We start from the raw sequence: 17,301 nt of genomic DNA on the forward strand, positions 1-17,301 counted from the left end.
TCAATATTAAAAATACTTAATACACAGTTGAATGTCTGCTTCCTTAGCATCCTCGCTCTTTGGAACAGTTTTGCTATTGGTCTGCTTTTTGCTCAAAGCGGAAGTTCGAGCCATAGTCTATTGTTAAGTTTCGATTTCATCATACTCTTTTGCATCAAAGGGAACTCTATTGATACCAAGATCATTTAAGTAATGCCTAATATCATATGCTGTATGTACAAGCCCTAATTCAATTACTTTATGAATTTTTTCTGAAAACTGCTCTCCGTTTTCCTCAATTTCAGAGAAACTATGAAGTTCTATAGTCGATTCCAAATTACTAAACAACATACCAGCCATGGAAGACTTAGCTTTATCAAATAACAACGGCGTACCACTAAACCCTTTAAGAGCTGGAAATGATATTTCACATGTAGAACGTGTATCAGGAACAATAGCAGTGTGGTGCGTTCGAACAATATGCCCTTTAAACAACCGGGGGGCGGTTGTTAATACACCATTCACAATACCTTCATTTGTAAAACCATAGGCTAAAATATTATCGCCTATAAATATTTCTTTTTTCCCATGAAAAACTACCGTTCGATAATTTTTACGCTCAACAAAACCTATAGCAAAATCATATTTTGGGTGACACCTTAAATCATTGATTTTATATGTAAGACAATCCCCATAAATCTCCATTCCCACTAATGTCTCACCATCTTGAACAGCTTCGACTACATGCTTACAAGTTGCTATAACACCTTGATCATTTACATGATATGAAACACCCAAGTATCTTAATTGTCTTGGATCATTTGGAATACCATTTTTCAAGTTAACAGCAAAAAGTGGTAATAAACTATGGCGAAATTGAAGCATACTTTCCCTAGAAACTTAGCAGATTATTATTACGACCTTACACGGTCGGTTACTTTCCAAGCTACATTACCTTTTATCACTGAAAAGTCTAGAGTCTGCAATTCGTCCGTTTGAGACTGTTAGATTATTAGAAATAAACTCCGCCTTCTAATATAATCACGCCAAAGTCGCTCGGTAATGAGTCCGAGGGTTCCCTTTGGTAATGGCATCTGTAAATTTCAAATACCAACTACGGTAATCCGTAAAAAATAGTTAAATTCAAATTATTTCCGAGGAAGTTCAAAATGAAATCCCAAAAGAGAGTCTTCAGGTCTTTTGTCACTTAGGCGAAGACGGACATATTCATCAAGACTGAACTCCTTGCTGAAGTCATCATGAGGGACGCTATCTGAGTTGAAAAAGCAGATGTATTGGAAACCCGATTCTTGCCCTTTTGTATTTGCATACTCCAACGCATGAGCTACTTGACGGCTATCAACACCATCAAACATGGTTGTATCATGCACAAGAAAGTCTACACCGCTTGATTGTGCGAATTTATCAACAAGCATCAGGTCATAACAAAAGACCTTCATACGTCCAACACCTTCACTAGTACTGCGAGGAATCTCAACGTCGAACTTATAAGCATTTTCTTTAACGACACCATTCTCAGATATATTAATAATGAGGTTTCCGGGATGATTATATAGGGCAAGAGAATTCTCGTTAAACCCCTCGATAGCCTTTTCCCAAGCAGGCTTTGATTCTTCAAAATCCCGCGCGAGCTTTGAGTCGAGAGTAATCCTCTTGGATTTTATTTCTTTTCTCTTCTTGGTCATCGATTGAATCTCGGTGAGCTTTTCCTTTAAAGCTTCCAATTTAGATTTTTTCGCTGATAATTCACCTTGAAATAGGGTGAATTCCTCCAAAGCACCATGCGTTTTTAAAAGATTCATTACTATAGAACGCTGCTCACTTAGCTGTTTAATTTTCGATTGGCTCACTGATGTTTTTGCCTTTATCTCAGCAATCTCAGCGCTGAGAAAGTCTTTTCTATTTGTTACAATTTCCAGATGAAACTGTTTTGCTTCTAGCAATGATTTTTTAACCCCTTCGCCAAAATGTACCCCCGCGTCTTCAAAAAGAGATGACACATTCGCTATTTCTGGCTCACTTTCTGATGTTATCGAGTCCTCATATCGACTTAGTTTCCTATTCAAAATAAGAATTTTGTTGTTTAGGGACTGAATCTCAATTGTTAATTTATTGGCCTCTGATTGAAACTCTGCGTATTTTGGATGAACGTTAAAATCAGTTAGCTCTTTCTCTTCCTTGTCCACAACCTTTTGCAATCTAACTCTTTCAGCCTCTAACTCTCCTTTAGTAGGCACAATAGAATTATTTATTGCCGTATTCAGAGCCTTTGCAGCGCCATCTTGGTCTTTAAGGAGCTGTGATTCTGTGGCATAGCGCCAATTCAATCCAAGAAGGTATGCGTTTGATACTTGAATCTGCCATGACGTTTGATTTCTAAAATATGTAAATGGCTTACTATAAGCGTCTAGGCCTACTCGGACAAAGTAATGAAGCAAACCTCTAAAGGTTGGTACGTACTTATCCTCAGAGATCCCGCCGAGGTTAAATAAACAAATGCCGAGTAGTTTTTTCCACTCACTAAGTTTATAAAAAACAAGTCCTGTTTTCTCATCTACTTCTGGCTTAATGGGAAGGTTATCCGTTTGGCCACTAACTTCTACAATTCCTGCATTTGAAATTTCTCGGCTAACCGTCAGCAGGGTGCCCTTTAATTCTATCTGAAAATAAAATATCCAGTTTTTAATTTCTTCAACTGGCAATACTTTTTTACTTAAATCAGACCCCAAACCAAAATGAATTACGTTGATTAATGTTGTTTTTCCTACACCGTTTCTTGAATCTTTGTCATCTGATTCCGTCTGTCTATCTGCGAGGATGATGTTTAGCCCCTTCTGGAATTCGACAGCCTTAAATCTCTTGTCATTAGCGTAAATGCGCGTAATCATTCCTTGACCCTTTTTATTTTATTTTCCTCAAAAATGATTAAACCCAACAAATAGAGTAGATCAAGTGCAAGAACGAATCGTTCAAAATTGCCGATGTTTTCTTTCTCTTTAGTTTCTTCCCATAACTCAGATAGCAGCATATCCTGTTGAAGTAACATTAATATCTTACCTCCAACTCCGATTAATGCTTCGTCTTCACGAAGGTATTTATTAGGTAGGATCACTTTTCAAAAACCTCACACAAGTGAAATAGGTGACTTAATAGAGCTACACTAGCAGCTTGTTGTGTGAAGTCAGTGAAACCTTTTTGAGAAAAAACCACCATCGCCATGAACAATTCATCGCCGTTCATTTGAGTTTTTAGTTCGGAATACTTATGTTTAAAGCCATCTTTTAAACGTATCGGATACTCACCATCGAGTAACGACATTTGAGCTAAAAATCGTCTAACTTCCGAACTTCTACTTAACCCCAAGGCGATATAAGAACGGGGGATGTTCCCTAGGTTATTCTTATTAAGTTTTTCCTTAGGAGGAATTACTACGAAATCACCATTTACCGAATGATTACCGGTAGCAATTGCTTTTGCAGCAATCTCAAGCTCAGCAAAACTAACGTCAGACATACATATATCCAATCGTTCTTCCACCCATGCCTCGTGCTCTTCTTTAAACTTAAAAAGTATTTCAGCAGGGAAGTCCGCTTCTTGTTTATCAATTTTGGTATGGCAAGTAGGGCACAAGTAGATTAAGTTGTTATAGTGATTTCTTTCTAACTCGGTCATATTTTCTCGAAAACGAGCGGAAGGTTTCTTTTTGTCTGTTCCCGGATTTTCGCCATATATATGTGCTGCTTCACCTATAACAGCGTGTTCCGCCTCATTACCAACAGAAGTAAGCGATGTCCTGCAATCTGGCAATGCGCAGATGTTACCGCTTCTTGCCGCCAAAAATAATTTGGTTGGATAACTAGCACTCATCCAATATCAACCCCATAACAGGCATAAAATATTCATTGCTGGCGTAGTTATTATTTATGTGTAAGTTGTAGTCGCTGTACCATAGAAGTTTTTCAATTGTTTCAATATTTACTAACTGTGCCATTCGACTACTACTCCATTTTATTTTTTAACCAACGCTCAATGACATCACTTTTGAACCGCCAGCTTCCACCTGCCTTGAATTGATATATTACCATTAAATCGCTAATTGATAAGCTGTCTTTTCTGCAAAATTCATAATTTCACTATATGTGATTTTGGACTATTTAAACGTACGGTGAATCCACGTAAGTAGCTGATTTATAGTAACAAAATTTGACTTTTTGTCAACTTTACAAAGTTCTACCGATCTGTATCATGTCTTATCGGGGGTATCAATCGCTCAATTTTTATACATTGATTATAGGAGAACATCATGCACTACTTAATGCACCACACTACATTCATAGAATTACGTGATCTAATTGAAACAACGGAACAAAATCTTGCAGGTAACAACATTTCAGATGCAATGGAGTGCTGCATTTCAGCAAACAAAATTATTCAGTTAATTGATGATGGTTTTATGCCAGAACCATCAACTGAGATGAAAGAAAAGCGAATCCGGCACAACAAAAGTGTTGCACGAGCGTTTTGTGCAGCTCATGGAAAAATTCAGAGTTAATATGGAATGTTAACCACCATCAGAGCAATTTGACCTGCAATTCAACAATTATCTATAAAGGAAAATCTATGATGCTAACGCTGGCGACTCAATTAGTTGTACCAATATATTTTGACTATCTGGATATCATAAATCATTTTGCAAAAACGCAGTTCCGAGCGGAAAACGCGGTCGAGCTATCGTCGAATGAGTTCAATGTCGACGACGGGAAAAATGACTTACGAGCTTACTGGAATCAGCATGACCGCAGTTTTAGGTTCATTGCGCGATATAAAAAAGAGGCTGGACGGATGGAGCGATGCGTCAAAAGATTTATTGAACAAAACCCAGCGTTACAAGTTAAAACTGAAAAACGTGTTTTCAGCACTGAATATGTTTTAACGCTATCGAAAGAGAATAAAAAGCGATGAAAGTGAATTTGTCGTTTGTCAAAAAGTCACCGAATTGACACAAATTGATTAGAAAACATGTATTTCAATTGACACGGGTTGTGCGCGCGACCTTTCAGCATATTGAAAAAGCAAGGCGGCGCATTAATTTTTTTCAAAAAAACTACAACTTGGAGATACTTAAAAATGACTATTAGAATTTATTGCCCCCGCCTTAAAACGAATAAAGCGCACGCCAAAAACCTACAGTGGTCGCTTGGCCTCAGTCTAGGTATAGCGCAATCCATCATTTCGCATATGTACGGCTGTATTAATTGGGCAACGTTAAAAAAGTAGTCTGGGAAAAATATCGACCTTTCCAATACATTGCTCCCCATGCATTTTTTGAAACCAAAAGAAACGGCGGCATTTCATATTTTGGTAGATAAATACAAAACTGATCTACATTCTGCCCATAAAATGGGTGTCTACCTACCAGATGACCTGCTGTCACTTATAGTGAATAAAAAAAGTGGTGCCATCGAACACCATCAAATAGAACAAATATTAAATCATTACGCAGAAGGTGAGCAAACTTTTGATTGCTTCTTAGACTCAATAGGGGGGGCAGAAAATGGGGCCAGCTATGTCACAAATTACCTTCATTTGAGGAAATACTCGAATAGACCTATAAACTTTTGGCTAAATAATTCCACATACCAGCAAAATTTTTATGCTTACTATGAATTTCAGGGGGAAAATTTGCACGTCAGGGTCGAAGAGTGGGATACGGCTTTGTGTATCCCTAATACCGAAGTGTATATCACCAACAGCAGTTGGTATGTCGATTTTATGCATGGCTATCTAGACCTACTTGCCCGGCAATTTGTAGCGCGAGGGTATAAACCAACATTTGAAATATTCAAAATACAACATACTCGGCTCTCAGATCTCGGTTTAGAGCATGAAGATAATAATCACCCTCAGCATGGAGTATACAAGCTGGTTCGACGACTTTTCGCCAACAGCAATGCAATTCTTAATGGGAATTATAACGACCTTACAGATAAAGAAGGGGTGAAAATTGCTTACTAGAAAAATTCATTTCCAACGATTTGATTAGACTCTTGTTAATATTAGCGAGTACAGTGCATGCCTGATTGTGAAACTACTCATGAAATAATGCATTGTGATGTGCAAATAATTTGGCTAGAAGTAGTGGTCAATCATTTTGGCCACTATAAGGTGAACAATTATGATTAACGAGTTAGATGTGATGGCAGTTTCCGAGGATGTAGAGCGTGATAGCCTATCTGGAAATTTAACCAAACAGTTACTGGCCGAGGGACACACGCTATATGGCAAAAACCTCAAATTTCCCGGCTACATTGAGAGAATAACACCAGATGGGCGAATATCTCTAGGTAAATGGAGAAACGGCCAATTCGAGGCAGAGATAAGCGTGCTAGCTGACTTATTCAAAAATTGAGATGTTAATTAAACCTGAAGTAATAGCTATCGCACTAAGCTTTATGAATCAGTTGCTTTTCACGAATTAAAATTCGTCCAAGCAACCGATTTTCATAATTAAATGTGAATTCACTTCAAAAGTTCGCTTAAGTAAGTTTTTCTTGTGTCTGATTCTGCTTCTCTTGTTACAGCGTCTTCAAATTGCTTTGCTGTACCAACGATTTCTACTGAATTTTCAGCTCGTGTTATCGCTGTGTAAAACCAATCCCTTTTTATATAGCGGCTGGACAGTGCAATGATTACATTCGAAAATTGACTGCCCTGAGCTTTGTGAACTGTCATCGAATACCCAAGACGCATTGAATCTAATAAATCTAAATCAATATCTATTTTTTCATTAGTATCATCAATACGAACAACGCCAAATTTGTCAGCGGACTTATGTGTTATCGCCACTAATCTGCCGAAACTGCCGTTTTGTATGCCTTTTTCTTGATTGTTTTTAATAAATAGAATCGGGTCATTGAGTCTTAGTCCGCTTTTTTGATACTCATTTTCAATGCTCACCATCATTTCTTTTCCGCACGAATTAACCGTCTCTTGCACTAATTTATTTATGTTTTTAACCATTGGGTTTGTTGCGGCAATAATCTTTGTTTCAACAGAACTTTCCGAGAACAACAAAGCACATGTTTCAACTATATTCTTAGCATATACATTGTTAAATTTGATGTTATTTTTAGTTAGCTCGCTTGGTATAATTCCTGCTCTAATTTCAGCTGAATATTCAATTATTCCTGTAGATTCTTTTTGGCGCTTAACAACGTCCAACTCAACACATTCAATGACATTAGACTTGAGCATGTCTGCGAGCAATAAACCTGCTCCTATAGGTGGAAGCTGAGCTGGGTCACCGATCAGGATCAATCGGACATGCGGACTAATGTGATTGATAATCTGATACATACTTGCAATATCAACCATGGATGCTTCATCAATAACAACTACTGTATCGTTAGGGCAAACGAGCGGGTCTTCCCGTAAAAGCCTTGCTATTGTTGATGTTTGCAGCCCAATTGATTGATGCAAACGCATTGCTGCTTTACCCGAAAGTGCTACCGCTTTAATATTATATCCAAGGAGTTCATACGCTTTAAGCACTGTTCTAAGAACCGTTGTTTTTCCTGTACCTGCCCCCCCAATAATGCAGGATACGTTATGCTCATGAGCACTAAAAATCGCTTCAACTTGTTTTTCTTCGAGCGGAAGTGGCTCTGACTCAATTGCCCAGTTAACAGCAGTTGCAACACGCTCATCGAAAAGGGTTTTTTTAGCATTTAATTTCAGAAGTCGTTTAGCAATCACCTGTTCCATTAAAAAAGTTGGAGTGTAGTGATAGTGTCCTGTGAGCGGATTTAGGTAATAACAAAGATTCTTACCAGCAATTTGCAATGCTTGTGCAGCTAAGTCATGACAGTCATTATCTTCGTCGCCAGTTGTTTTGTTTTTTAGTAATTCTTTGACTTTCTCATATATATCTCCATGAGTCGCAACAGTGTGCCCCTTATCATTCACTTCAGCCCTCATGACATGCCCCACAGCCCCTATAAGCCTTCCCAAAGAATCTTTAGCTACTTTAAATTCTCTCTTTGCAAGCTCATCGGCTTCACTAAATGTCATGCCGAACTCTACCAAAATGTGAGGATTCTTTTTTATCGCTTCAATTGAATCTTTTTTATGATATTTGAAAAGTCGCTGTGTAATCGTCGGATGAATATGTTTTGAAGCAAGATAATTGGCAAACTTGAGGTTTTCATATTTTTCATATCCTTTCTGAAGCCCAGCTATTTGTTTATTTGTCAGTACTGATTCCAGCTCAGTCGTTTCTTTTTTATCGAGTAGTATGTATAAACGTTGTTTGAATTTATCCCAAAGTCTACGCGCATATACGTCCCCAATGCCTTCAAAATCCTTTGTCTTAGCAATAAATCGAATAAATTCTTCGCCAGTTATTGGTAACTCAATGCTAACCTTGTGTGCAATGTCACATGTGATTTTAGTCTGCTCATATGCGTTGCCATCAGCCATATCTCTGAACACTTGCTCTTGACTGAATTTGCCTAGCAATTTCCAGTGCTGCCCGACCTGAGCGTGATATGGCAACATGATAGTGGGGACTGTAGCAACTAAATACGCTTTTGCTGACTTAGTTCTGTAGCTATTTGTTTTGAGCAGTACAGCATATATTTTTGTATTAGAATTTTCTTTGAAGAACGATGTAATGCGGATCGGAATTGTAACGGACATATCTAGTCCTTGAAAAAGTCAGAAAGCACATCTGATGTTTCACTGAAACGCTCAAGTTTATCGAGCTTTGCTTTTAGTTGAACCACTGTTTTTTCAAGATAAGCGTTTTGTCTGGTTAGGGCGACTATATCCTTCGCATTGTAATCATAAGCCTTTGGCTCCGTAACGACAATCTCAGCCGACTTATCTAAAAGTTTTGGGAGAACGCCTCTTTCACGCAAATCCTCCTCAAGAGCCTCCAGAGAGGTTACAATGAGCGGGTTTGTGTATAGTGATGACTTACAAAAGCCTGCTTGTTTAGCTATATCTACTTTATTCAACTTCCCGCCGCGCACAATAGCCGCCAACTCATCCATCGGAGTGTTTTTTTTCCATACCTCGAACTTTTCAACGTTTATTTTTCCTAACTGCTGTCCGTTCGCCATCACTGAAGTCCTAATTTCTTAATATCGCTTAAAGGCATTTTTTTTAATAAATCGTCATAAAAATCACTTAGCTTTTTATCTTTCAATTCGTCATATTCTTGCTGTAAGTTTTGCGCTTTCTTTATGACTTCCTTCTTGTCAAGAGCACGTAATCCGACTTTCTTGATACGTTCATTTTTCTTTATTTCCAACTCTTCATTTATATCATCTAAATACTTATTTAGAGCTTCAGAGTAAGAGTTACGACCAGCTCCAAACACCCCTGTTCTTCCTTGGGAGATCATGTTAATTACCTCCTTCTGTGTAATTTGATATGGGCCTTTGAGTCTGTATCTTGCTGCATTGTTGTGTTTCTTAATGTAAGACAGTTTTTCAAGTTTTAGAGTATTGATTGCGTTGTATGCACCCAGCGATGCATTATCTTTGTTGACCCAATTGGGTAGGGCGTCATCTTTTTGATTAGCGCCTTCTTCTTCCCCTAAAATATCTAACAAACTCATGCTATTGCCTCCATTTCATTTGAAATATTAAGCGCTGATTGCATATCTTCGATATATCTCTCATTCCTTTTTGCCTTGTTGTTTTTATCGAGCTGTCTCAGTGTTTTAATGGTTTCTTTAACAATACGTTGACTCTCAGCCTTAAAAATAAGCGGCATTGGTTGTTTTAATGCAGTGACGTGATTTGCAATATTTATAATAATGAAAGCAACATGCTCTTGTTCCACAAGGTGATTAGTGCAGCCGATACAAAACTCAACTCCAGCCTTATCCCTTTGAGGAATACCTTCTTCAGCACATTTAGCTCTATGCTTGTTTCTGCTTTTTAACATGCAAAAGCCCCATGGGTTGGCTTTTATATCTTCTATCTCAAGATGTGCAAATTCGCGTAAAGCATGACCGTATTGCTCAGAAGTAACCACTTTGGTTTGCTTTAATATCCTTCTTAAGTAAACATCCATCTTTCCACCGAAATCACGGCTTCTATCGGATTTCATGGCATGTAAATGTGAAGTTAAAATGGAGCTTATAACTCGTCTTTTGGCTAACTCTTCTGATGTTTGCATGTGTTTTTCTCGCAAATATCTACGAAAAAATTGTCCTCCAAAATGCTTGAAATTTGTACGTATTAACCAACCAACATCACCAGAATAACGTCGATAAACACACTCAGCCCATATATGCCTAAATGCATGCGGTGTAGGATATGCACAGTCTGATTTTATAGTATTGAAGATATCATTTAGACTGCCGCGATCAATTTTTTCGTTTGGTGCAAGTCCTCCTAAATATTCCTTTTGTTCGTGTGATAATCGTTCATCCCAAACAACACGAACATCATGACTCATAGTCTTGTTGCAATACGCATTTATCAAAAATGTACCTGTATGACCATTGTTTGAATTGATAATTCCAGCGGCTATCAACTTAGGCAGATCGGCTCTCACCTTACGCATGACATCACGTAAATTCTGGGTTTTACTGGACGGTGGATAGCGCTCGATTAACTCCAATAAAGTAGCCCTTTCAGACATTGTCAGTATGTCTTCAGCTACTTTTACTTGCAATTTGTCAAGCATATCTAGCTCAACAAAATAAATATAATTATCAGTAAAATGTTGCCATCCCGCAATACTGGCAACATTTGCCTTCACCCCTATATCAATATCTTGACTACCTATGTCACTCTTAAACAGCATAGCTTGTGTATCATTTGAACAATGAAGTGCTTGCAACTGTTTTAACAAAATGTATGAATTTATTGTTATCTCTCGATTGATCTTTGTTTCACCTGCCGTTTTCGGTACTTTCCACTTCACTTGAAATCGAATTGGGTAACGCACTTGATCTAGCACGTCGTGGTTACGCGAGAGATGAATTGCAGTTTCCGGAAATGTATATTCTGATTCTCGCCACCCTAACAAAGCCATGATATTCGTAAAACCAAATCTTCCGATTGTTGTGTCAAACATAGCAATTGAAGATATATTTGTATCAGGCCTAACGATTACTGTGCGCTTAACGATCTCTTCGGTCAGGTTTTTCTTTTCAACTTCAAATTTGTTAATACTAAGCTTTGAACAGTCAGCTAGGTAATTTAAAGAATCAGTAAAATCATCTATTAATTGTTGCTCTGAGATGCTGGAGTGGGCTAAACCAATAGACAATAGCGATTTTACAAACGATTTATTTTCTTCATTACTGGCAAGCCCAAGTCTCCCAATAAGAGTTTCTAGTGACGAGTCACTAAAAAGTGCAAATTGCTTTACTGCGAACATATAGTGGCTTTCATAAGTCAATGCCACTCTTTTGTTAATTTCATTAAAAGCCTTCTGATTTGCACTTATCATTCTTTTTTGTTCTTCAGAATGAGTTCCCAAGAATGCAGCCCGAATCAGTTTAAGATTGTGATGACTATCTACATATCCACCCAAAATGTATGATTTTTGGTTCATCACTTGAGCTACTGCATAGGATCTAAAAAACTGTTCGTTAAATAATTCATTTAAATGGTTGATGTAATGCTGACCAATATCCAGCGTTAAAAAATTGAATGACGCACCTTCTGAATAATCTGCATAAGACATATCTGCATGAGACAAAAGCAATTCGTTTAATGATCGTATTAACTTCTTGTTAGATATGGCTTGTATTAACTCGCTTTGCATTCCCAATGATTTACAACATATTGCTATATTATGTGGATCAAAGCTCCTAAATAAGGCTACACCATTGACCCCCATTCTTTTTGACAACCCTTTTTCATTGACCGAATGCGTTAACATGATTTCTAAAAAGGCAGACAGTGATTGCGCTGTTACTGTATTAATGTTTTCTTGCTTCAAAAAAGCAAATAACGTAAGAAGATTTTGAAAAACAATTTTCATATTCTTATTACTTTCAACATTGATTACAGCATCACACCACTGTATCCATGCTAGTGTGGAGGTTTTTATTGAAAATTTCTGTCCATCTACAGTGATAGTGTAATGCGCCCCTGAACTGAATGCTGGCAAGTCAAACCAACCAAAATTGAAAGTGTGGTTGGTTTTATCTTTTAGCACTAAAACGTCATCAAATGCTTCACCGCTTTCGGGAGTCATACCTGCTACTTGAGTCTTTAGATTGATGTAAAGTGTTGTTTCTTCGAAGTTCTTTGTTTTTGCAAGATAGGTGACTGTCATAATTTTTATGCTCTAATTTGCGATAAGAATAAATCGGGCAATAAAGGTTTATACTGCTCATAAGCAGAATTACCTTCGATGACCATTTGTTTTGATATTAAATTAGTTAGCACATACTCTCTCCACTCTGCTTCAACTAAAACATACTTCTCTAGATAAGATGGATTATAAATTGCGAGTGCTTTAAAGTGTTTTTTAGCTTGTTCTATGTAGTGCAAGAAGTTAACAACTGTCTCAACGCTATCTATCACTGTAATCGCATCACCTTCCTCATCCATCGGTTCTTTATTTTCATGCACATCTAGATTATTGAACGGCAGCACAGTTCCCTCGGCCTCAGTTATAAGTTGAGTTCTTATCTGTCTCTCTGATATTTTTTGGCTAAGCTCTATCACGTTAGGCTTGAATGCTATATTTTCAATATCTTCCATCACGAATCGCATCAATCGTCCTGCTGTATTTTTATGCTCTACATTCTGCTCAGAAAAATAAACGTCATGTTCAGTTTTACCTGTGTGTGAGTTGTCATTAACCAGTTTACCAACCCTGAAGTCATTACTAGTACCATGAACAGCAGCAGTTTTAATCATAGAGCCAGTAAACCAGTTAATTGGTGCCCATAAAGCTACTAGTTTTTGATAGGTTTCAGCACTTGCATCATCATATCCTTGCGCTTTTCTATGTTTTGACCATTGAGACATTTTTAAGTCAACATTCTCAAACAAGCAGTTAATTAAGCTTATAAATACCGCTCCAACCTCTTGTTGTCGTAATCTTGTTTTAAGACGCTGGTTGCACGTCTTGCCTGATAAGAGTGTCAACATTCTTCCGATTACCCCAGCTTCGGTAAATGGCGATTTATCTACATCATTTGATGTTAAGGATGCTAATTTATCGGTAGCTTTTCTGTTTTGTAAAAATATCAATAACGCCTTACCCAAAGGCTGCGTAGTATCTAATGTCCCTGTTCTTTTAAAACCTTGTGCTCTAGACTTCCAATAGTCACAACTTAAGTGAGTTGTTTTTGTTGCTGTGCCTTGAAAAATATAGTCTGAGTAACTTAATTTTCTAGCATCGCTCGCTTGCACAGTTTGAGCACAATTAAGCCAGTAGAAACAAATCTCTTCTGCTTTACTTACGGGGAATGATTTTTGCTCACCTTTAATATACTTTTCCAGTTGCATGATAAAAGCATCATCAAAAATAGTCGCCTTTTGGAAATTATTTACGTCTTTTTTCTCAACATAAGATTTAATACTTAAATTCTTTCCATTATTCAACGCTTTAGAAACGTAATATTTACGGTCTTCACAGCAAAAATCATGCAGTAACACTTCTAATGATTGTTCACTGACAACATGTGCATTTCGAGTCACTGAATATAGAATTTCTCTATAAAGTTTATTTCTTCTATATTGTTCATTTTTATCAGTGATAGTAGAAATTACCATACCTACATTAAAACCGTTTTGCGCTAATGTATCAGCAAGATCCCGACTCACTTCTTGCAGAATCAGCATTAATTCGGCAATAGTCTGATTGAAGGATTGCATTAATAATCGAGGGGATGCCAAGCGTAGGTATACTTTTTCTTTACCCTCTTGAGCCATTTTTGCTCTTAACCAGTTTACTTGCGAAAACCAACTTGTTAGGGGAAATTGTTCCCGTTCTAAAGGATTTAATTTAGTGGCACGAACTATGGATTGTAAGGTTATAATTTGCTCTGCTTTTAAAGAGGTCAATGATTGAGCAGCTTTAATAAAAGACAGTAGAAATACTGCTCCACTACCTGAAAGACCTAAATCCACAAGATATGTTTCAAAATCCTTAATAATTTTGAATTTACTCCTGTAAATTTTATATTGATTAACGAACGCGGTGATTTTATGAAAACGATCTGAAATTTCTTTTAACTTCCGACTGCCAAAGTCATTCGGGTGCGCATTAACATGAGCAAAATACAAACAAACAGCGCCAAATATCAATTGTGCTGTTTCATCCTCGCTAGTGCATATGTAAGTCACTTCAATTGCACGCGCAGGTTTACCGATAGAAATGCTTTTTGGCAGCGCTGGGATTATTACAACGTTTGCCTCTGTATGATTGTCTAATGACTTATTAAATGCAGACCTGATTTGACGTACTTCATTTTCACATTCAGAGATTGTTGTTTTGTCCATCTAATCCTCTTTGACTAACCGTCGCCATTTTAATTTGCCAGCATTAAATCAATGCTGCGTATATAGCGTATAGTCACTTCTTGCGCCCATTCTTTTTTGTTTATTTTATGACCCATAAGCCGCGCAACTTCAGTAACTACTGAATGACCTTCGGTAATCGAATCGTGGGGAATTCCACGACAAAGCTCATAAAATTTTTCAGTACCAAAACTATGACGCAAATGATGATATGAATTATCTTCATTCAGAACGAGATTCGGTGATCTGCCATCCAATAACATCGTTCTGATATCTCGAAATACACGAGTTGCAACCCCAGCCTTGATTGCCGTTCCTTTGCCATCAGTGCTAACTAACAATGAATTTGAATTTGTTTCTTTTTGACGTTCGACTAGATAATACATTTTGCATTTTTCTAATAACGCACGAGGTATGTATATTGTGCGGGCGGGAGAACCTTCGTTTTTTCTTGCTTTAGTAATAGTCAACAAATACTCAAAGACATCTTTATCTGATTGCTCTAATTCATCAAATAACGATTTAAAGCCTTTCTGGGGCTTTTTAGCATACGTAAAGTCATCCATGAATAAACTTGTGTTTTCTATTGCCCTAAGGCCGCATTCAAAGCCAAATCTTAACAGTAATTCGTCTCTTATTGTTTTACATGTAAGTAACATCTTATTTCGGGTGTCTTTTTGAATATATTTATAAGCTCTACTCCGCACTATGTTTTGGTGGGCGGCAGCCCTAAGCTTCTGATAAATATATAAATTTTTAGTTTCTGCAATCCCAAGATACGAGAGGTAAATATAGTAAGACGTCAGAATACTTATTCTTTGGGTAACAGTATTAAAACCTTTTTTAAGTCTCTGAAATTAAATAATCGTTTAAATAGGTATTTATAAATTCTGAAGTAGCATGTGTATGCATATGTACATTGGGCAAATCAGGGTTTAGCTGAGATTGTTGTTCTACATACTGAAGAAAATGCAAGATTGCATCCTCATGAATATTAATTGTACTAGGGTTAATTTCAGTATCAACAATAGTAACTTCAACTACTTTGTTTTTGTTAACTATTGTTTTCTGTGATTTCACACACCCCGTTTTATTCATTGACATTGAGATAAGAGTTGGTATAACAACAGGAGTATTATTACAATCAATAAAAACTGACAAATCTATCTAATTGAATGGATTTCATATTGTTTGATGTATGCACAAACTTTTCCATATAACCACTATCTTTATGTGTTCAATATCCGCCCATGGTAACATGAATTATATGAAGATAAAGTTAAAGTTATAATTCTTATTAGTGTTCATTTTTAACCAGAACTTGTCATTGACTATAAGTAGCAGTCCATATCTATGTGGATAATTTTACGCAAAAACGGACCTAGCAAATAGCTGTATATAAAATCAGTATTTTGCCGGAATTTAAGAATATTTCAATATAAAAAAACGCCAGACTAGCTGGCGTTTGTTTTAGATGTTATTTATTACCGTGGATTAAAGGATTTGGTCTTTTTTCCATTCATTCAATTTGGCTTCCCTAGCTTGCTCTTTTTCCAACCGCATCTTTTTACGATCACAAGGTTCAGGGCAATCGCAGGCTTTAGCTATACCCAGCGCACCAAGCCCGCCGCAGCTACCTGCAATAGACTTCTGTTGGAATATGTAGCCTACAGACATGGCGACTACCACCACTAAAAAAAATACAAATGCGAGAATAAAGGTACTCAAAATTTGACTCCAATAAGATCATAAATTAACAAAAACGATTTTAATAAACAGTTACGAGCTGTTCAAATCTGGCACTAGTATACTCGTTAAAACCGTCTTTTTCTTTAGTAATGAGTATTACTGCAATATCGTATTTTGTTGCTAAGGCTAGTGCTTTATCTTTACCCATTACAATTAGGGCAGTGGCCAACCCATCGGCTGTCATTGAAGAAGGATGGATCACTGTGGCAGACACTACATTATGGGTAATTGGGTAGCCAGTGTTTGGGTTAATTAAGTGTGAATAACGAATTCCGTCCTGTTCGTAATAAATACGATAATCGCCGGAGGTAGCTACAGCATTATCACCTATGCTGATAATTTCTTGCACCGCACGTTGTTGAGCTTGGGGTTTTTCAATGGCTATTTTCCATGGGATGCCTGATGCTTTTAATCCTGAGATCCGCATTTCGCCACCGATTTCCACTAAGAAGTTTTGGATTTTATGAGTCTGTAAAAGTTCAGCAACTTGGTCTACAGCGTAACCTTTAGCAATGGTTGATAAGTCTACATAGAGATTTGGGATCGTTTTACTAGCCCAAGTTGGCCCAATTGTTAATTTATCTAATCCAACTAATTGTTGGGTAGCCTGAATAAGTTCATCTGATGGGATCTTTTCTGGGCGACTTTGGGGACCAAAACCCCATAGATTGATCAGTGGGCCGATGGTTACGTCTAATAAGCCTGAACTCATATCACCTAAGCGTTTTGCTTCGTTTAACACCTCTATTGTCTGTGGTGACATAGTAAAGGGTTCAGTACTGTTCCATTGATTAAACTGACTCAGCTCTGAGTCGTTAATATAGGTAGACATTAATTGATTAATCTCAATCAACAATTGGTCTATCTGGTGTTTAATATTTTTTTCATCTAACCCATTAATTGGTACAAATTTAACGTTGTATGTAGTGCCCATTGTTGGGCCAGTTAGGTGGGTTTCTTGCACTGTAGCTGGTGAGCAGCTTAAGAATATTACGGTAATAATAGCCGCTAACTGAACCTTAAAGAGTATTTGCATAGTGTTTTGGGC

General features: G+C 37.3%; 18 protein-coding genes. 4 read left to right on the plus strand and 14 right to left on the minus strand.

The genetic code is table 11. From position 1 onward, the window contains the following. Positions 1-123: 123 nt before the first annotated feature. The 5 genes from GARC_RS09795 to GARC_RS27565 all read right to left on the minus strand — a co-directional run bounded on the left by GARC_RS09795 (position 124) and on the right by GARC_RS27565 (position 3,991). Entirely contained in the window at positions 124-864 is a 741-nt protein-coding gene (locus GARC_RS09795) for a S1 family peptidase (protein WP_007619369.1), read from the minus strand. A gap of 263 nt (positions 865-1,127) precedes the next feature. Then, positions 1,128-2,888 carry a DUF2326 domain-containing protein gene (locus tag GARC_RS09800; protein WP_007619370.1) on the minus strand — a complete coding sequence of 587 codons (1,761 nt, stop codon included), beginning with the start codon at positions 2,886-2,888 and terminating at the stop codon, positions 1,128-1,130. After that, a complete protein-coding gene (locus GARC_RS09805) occupies positions 2,885-3,112 on the minus strand; it encodes an ABC-three component system middle component 6 (protein ID WP_039989278.1) in 228 nt (75 codons plus the stop codon). The genes GARC_RS09800 and GARC_RS09805 overlap by 4 nt, the downstream gene beginning before the upstream one ends. Then, complete coding sequence (locus GARC_RS09810; RefSeq protein WP_007619372.1) at positions 3,109-3,867, minus strand: HNH endonuclease; 759 nt, start codon at positions 3,865-3,867, stop codon at positions 3,109-3,111. The genes GARC_RS09805 and GARC_RS09810 overlap by 4 nt, the downstream gene beginning before the upstream one ends. Next, entirely contained in the window at positions 3,857-3,991 is a 135-nt protein-coding gene (locus GARC_RS27565; RefSeq protein ID WP_007619373.1) for a hypothetical protein, read from the minus strand. The genes GARC_RS09810 and GARC_RS27565 overlap by 11 nt, the downstream gene beginning before the upstream one ends. Positions 3,992-4,303: 312 nt before the next feature. Here GARC_RS27565 and GARC_RS09815 point away from each other — a divergent pair, with 312 nt between their 5' ends. The 4 genes from GARC_RS09815 (at position 4,304) to GARC_RS09830 (ending at position 6,409) form a co-directional block, all read left to right on the plus strand. Continuing rightward, a complete protein-coding gene (locus GARC_RS09815; RefSeq protein ID WP_007619374.1) occupies positions 4,304-4,552 on the plus strand; it encodes a hypothetical protein in 249 nt (82 codons plus the stop codon). 68 nt (positions 4,553-4,620) lie between these two features. After that, positions 4,621-4,962: a hypothetical protein gene (locus tag GARC_RS09820; protein WP_039989279.1), complete on the plus strand. Its 342-nt coding sequence runs from the start codon at positions 4,621-4,623 to the stop codon at positions 4,960-4,962. Between the two features lie 363 nt (positions 4,963-5,325). Beyond that, complete coding sequence (locus GARC_RS09825) at positions 5,326-6,015, plus strand: hypothetical protein (RefSeq protein WP_153810904.1); 690 nt, start codon at positions 5,326-5,328, stop codon at positions 6,013-6,015. Positions 6,016-6,175: 160 nt separating this feature from the next. Next, a complete protein-coding gene (locus tag GARC_RS09830) occupies positions 6,176-6,409 on the plus strand; it encodes a hypothetical protein (RefSeq protein WP_007619380.1) in 234 nt (77 codons plus the stop codon). A gap of 110 nt (positions 6,410-6,519) precedes the next feature. On the opposite strand, the gene GARC_RS09835 is transcribed toward GARC_RS09830, so the two are convergent. From GARC_RS09835 to GARC_RS09875, 9 genes are all read right to left on the minus strand, one after another. After that, a complete protein-coding gene (locus GARC_RS09835; RefSeq protein WP_039989281.1) occupies positions 6,520-8,697 on the minus strand; it encodes an AAA family ATPase in 2,178 nt (725 codons plus the stop codon). A gap of 2 nt (positions 8,698-8,699) precedes the next feature. After that, positions 8,700-9,122, minus strand: a complete 423-nt coding sequence (locus tag GARC_RS09840) for a VPA1267 family protein (protein ID WP_007619384.1) — start codon at positions 9,120-9,122, stop codon at positions 8,700-8,702. Then, entirely contained in the window at positions 9,122-9,622 is a 501-nt protein-coding gene (locus tag GARC_RS09845) for a hypothetical protein (RefSeq protein ID WP_007619386.1), read from the minus strand. Before GARC_RS09845 ends, GARC_RS09840 begins: the two co-directional genes overlap by 1 nt. Further along, positions 9,619-12,306 (minus strand): hypothetical protein, encoded by a 2,688-nt coding sequence (locus tag GARC_RS09850; protein WP_007619388.1) that lies wholly within the window; start codon positions 12,304-12,306, stop codon positions 9,619-9,621. Before GARC_RS09850 ends, GARC_RS09845 begins: the two co-directional genes overlap by 4 nt. Positions 12,307-12,311: 5 nt before the next feature. Then, positions 12,312-14,486: a hypothetical protein gene (locus GARC_RS09855; protein ID WP_007619391.1), complete on the minus strand. Its 2,175-nt coding sequence runs from the start codon at positions 14,484-14,486 to the stop codon at positions 12,312-12,314. A 29-nt stretch (positions 14,487-14,515) separates the two neighbouring features. Continuing rightward, positions 14,516-15,070 carry a site-specific integrase gene (locus GARC_RS09860; protein WP_039989283.1) on the minus strand — a complete coding sequence of 185 codons (555 nt, stop codon included), beginning with the start codon at positions 15,068-15,070 and terminating at the stop codon, positions 14,516-14,518. 277 nt (positions 15,071-15,347) lie between these two features. Then, a complete protein-coding gene (locus GARC_RS09865) occupies positions 15,348-15,665 on the minus strand; it encodes a hypothetical protein (RefSeq protein WP_153810905.1) in 318 nt (105 codons plus the stop codon). 333 nt (positions 15,666-15,998) lie between these two features. Next, complete coding sequence (gene nqrM / locus GARC_RS09870; protein WP_007619395.1) at positions 15,999-16,232, minus strand: (Na+)-NQR maturation NqrM; 234 nt, start codon at positions 16,230-16,232, stop codon at positions 15,999-16,001. Between the two features lie 40 nt (positions 16,233-16,272). Continuing rightward, the gene (locus GARC_RS09875; RefSeq protein WP_007619397.1) at positions 16,273-17,289 is read right to left on the minus strand and encodes an FAD:protein FMN transferase; all 1,017 of its coding nucleotides are present in this window, start codon (positions 17,287-17,289) and stop codon (positions 16,273-16,275) included. Positions 17,290-17,301 lie beyond the last annotated feature (12 nt).

This window comes from Paraglaciecola arctica BSs20135, from assembly GCF_000314995.1.
Lineage (GTDB): Bacteria > Pseudomonadota > Gammaproteobacteria > Enterobacterales > Alteromonadaceae > Paraglaciecola > Paraglaciecola arctica.

Coding starts and splice junctions, on each gene's coding strand:
- GARC_RS09850 (WP_007619388.1), bottom strand. CDS start 12,306: ATGACAGTCACCTATCTTGCAAAAACAAAGAACTTCGAAGAAACAACA.
- GARC_RS09840 (WP_007619384.1), bottom strand. CDS start 9,122: ATGGCGAACGGACAGCAGTTAGGAAAAATAAACGTTGAAAAGTTCGAG.
- GARC_RS09860 (WP_039989283.1), bottom strand. CDS start 15,070: ATGGATGACTTTACGTATGCTAAAAAGCCCCAGAAAGGCTTTAAATCG.
- GARC_RS09820 (WP_039989279.1), top strand. CDS start 4,621: ATGATGCTAACGCTGGCGACTCAATTAGTTGTACCAATATATTTTGAC.
- GARC_RS09795 (WP_007619369.1), bottom strand. CDS start 864: ATGCTTCAATTTCGCCATAGTTTATTACCACTTTTTGCTGTTAACTTG.
- GARC_RS27565 (WP_007619373.1), bottom strand. CDS start 3,991: ATGGCACAGTTAGTAAATATTGAAACAATTGAAAAACTTCTATGGTAC.
- GARC_RS09830 (WP_007619380.1), top strand. CDS start 6,176: ATGATTAACGAGTTAGATGTGATGGCAGTTTCCGAGGATGTAGAGCGT.
- GARC_RS09845 (WP_007619386.1), bottom strand. CDS start 9,622: ATGAGTTTGTTAGATATTTTAGGGGAAGAAGAAGGCGCTAATCAAAAA.
- GARC_RS09875 (WP_007619397.1), bottom strand. CDS start 17,289: ATGCAAATACTCTTTAAGGTTCAGTTAGCGGCTATTATTACCGTAATA.
- GARC_RS09800 (WP_007619370.1), bottom strand. CDS start 2,888: ATGATTACGCGCATTTACGCTAATGACAAGAGATTTAAGGCTGTCGAA.
- GARC_RS09835 (WP_039989281.1), bottom strand. CDS start 8,697: ATGTCCGTTACAATTCCGATCCGCATTACATCGTTCTTCAAAGAAAAT.
- GARC_RS09810 (WP_007619372.1), bottom strand. CDS start 3,867: ATGAGTGCTAGTTATCCAACCAAATTATTTTTGGCGGCAAGAAGCGGT.
- GARC_RS09815 (WP_007619374.1), top strand. CDS start 4,304: ATGCACTACTTAATGCACCACACTACATTCATAGAATTACGTGATCTA.
- GARC_RS09855 (WP_007619391.1), bottom strand. CDS start 14,486: ATGGACAAAACAACAATCTCTGAATGTGAAAATGAAGTACGTCAAATC.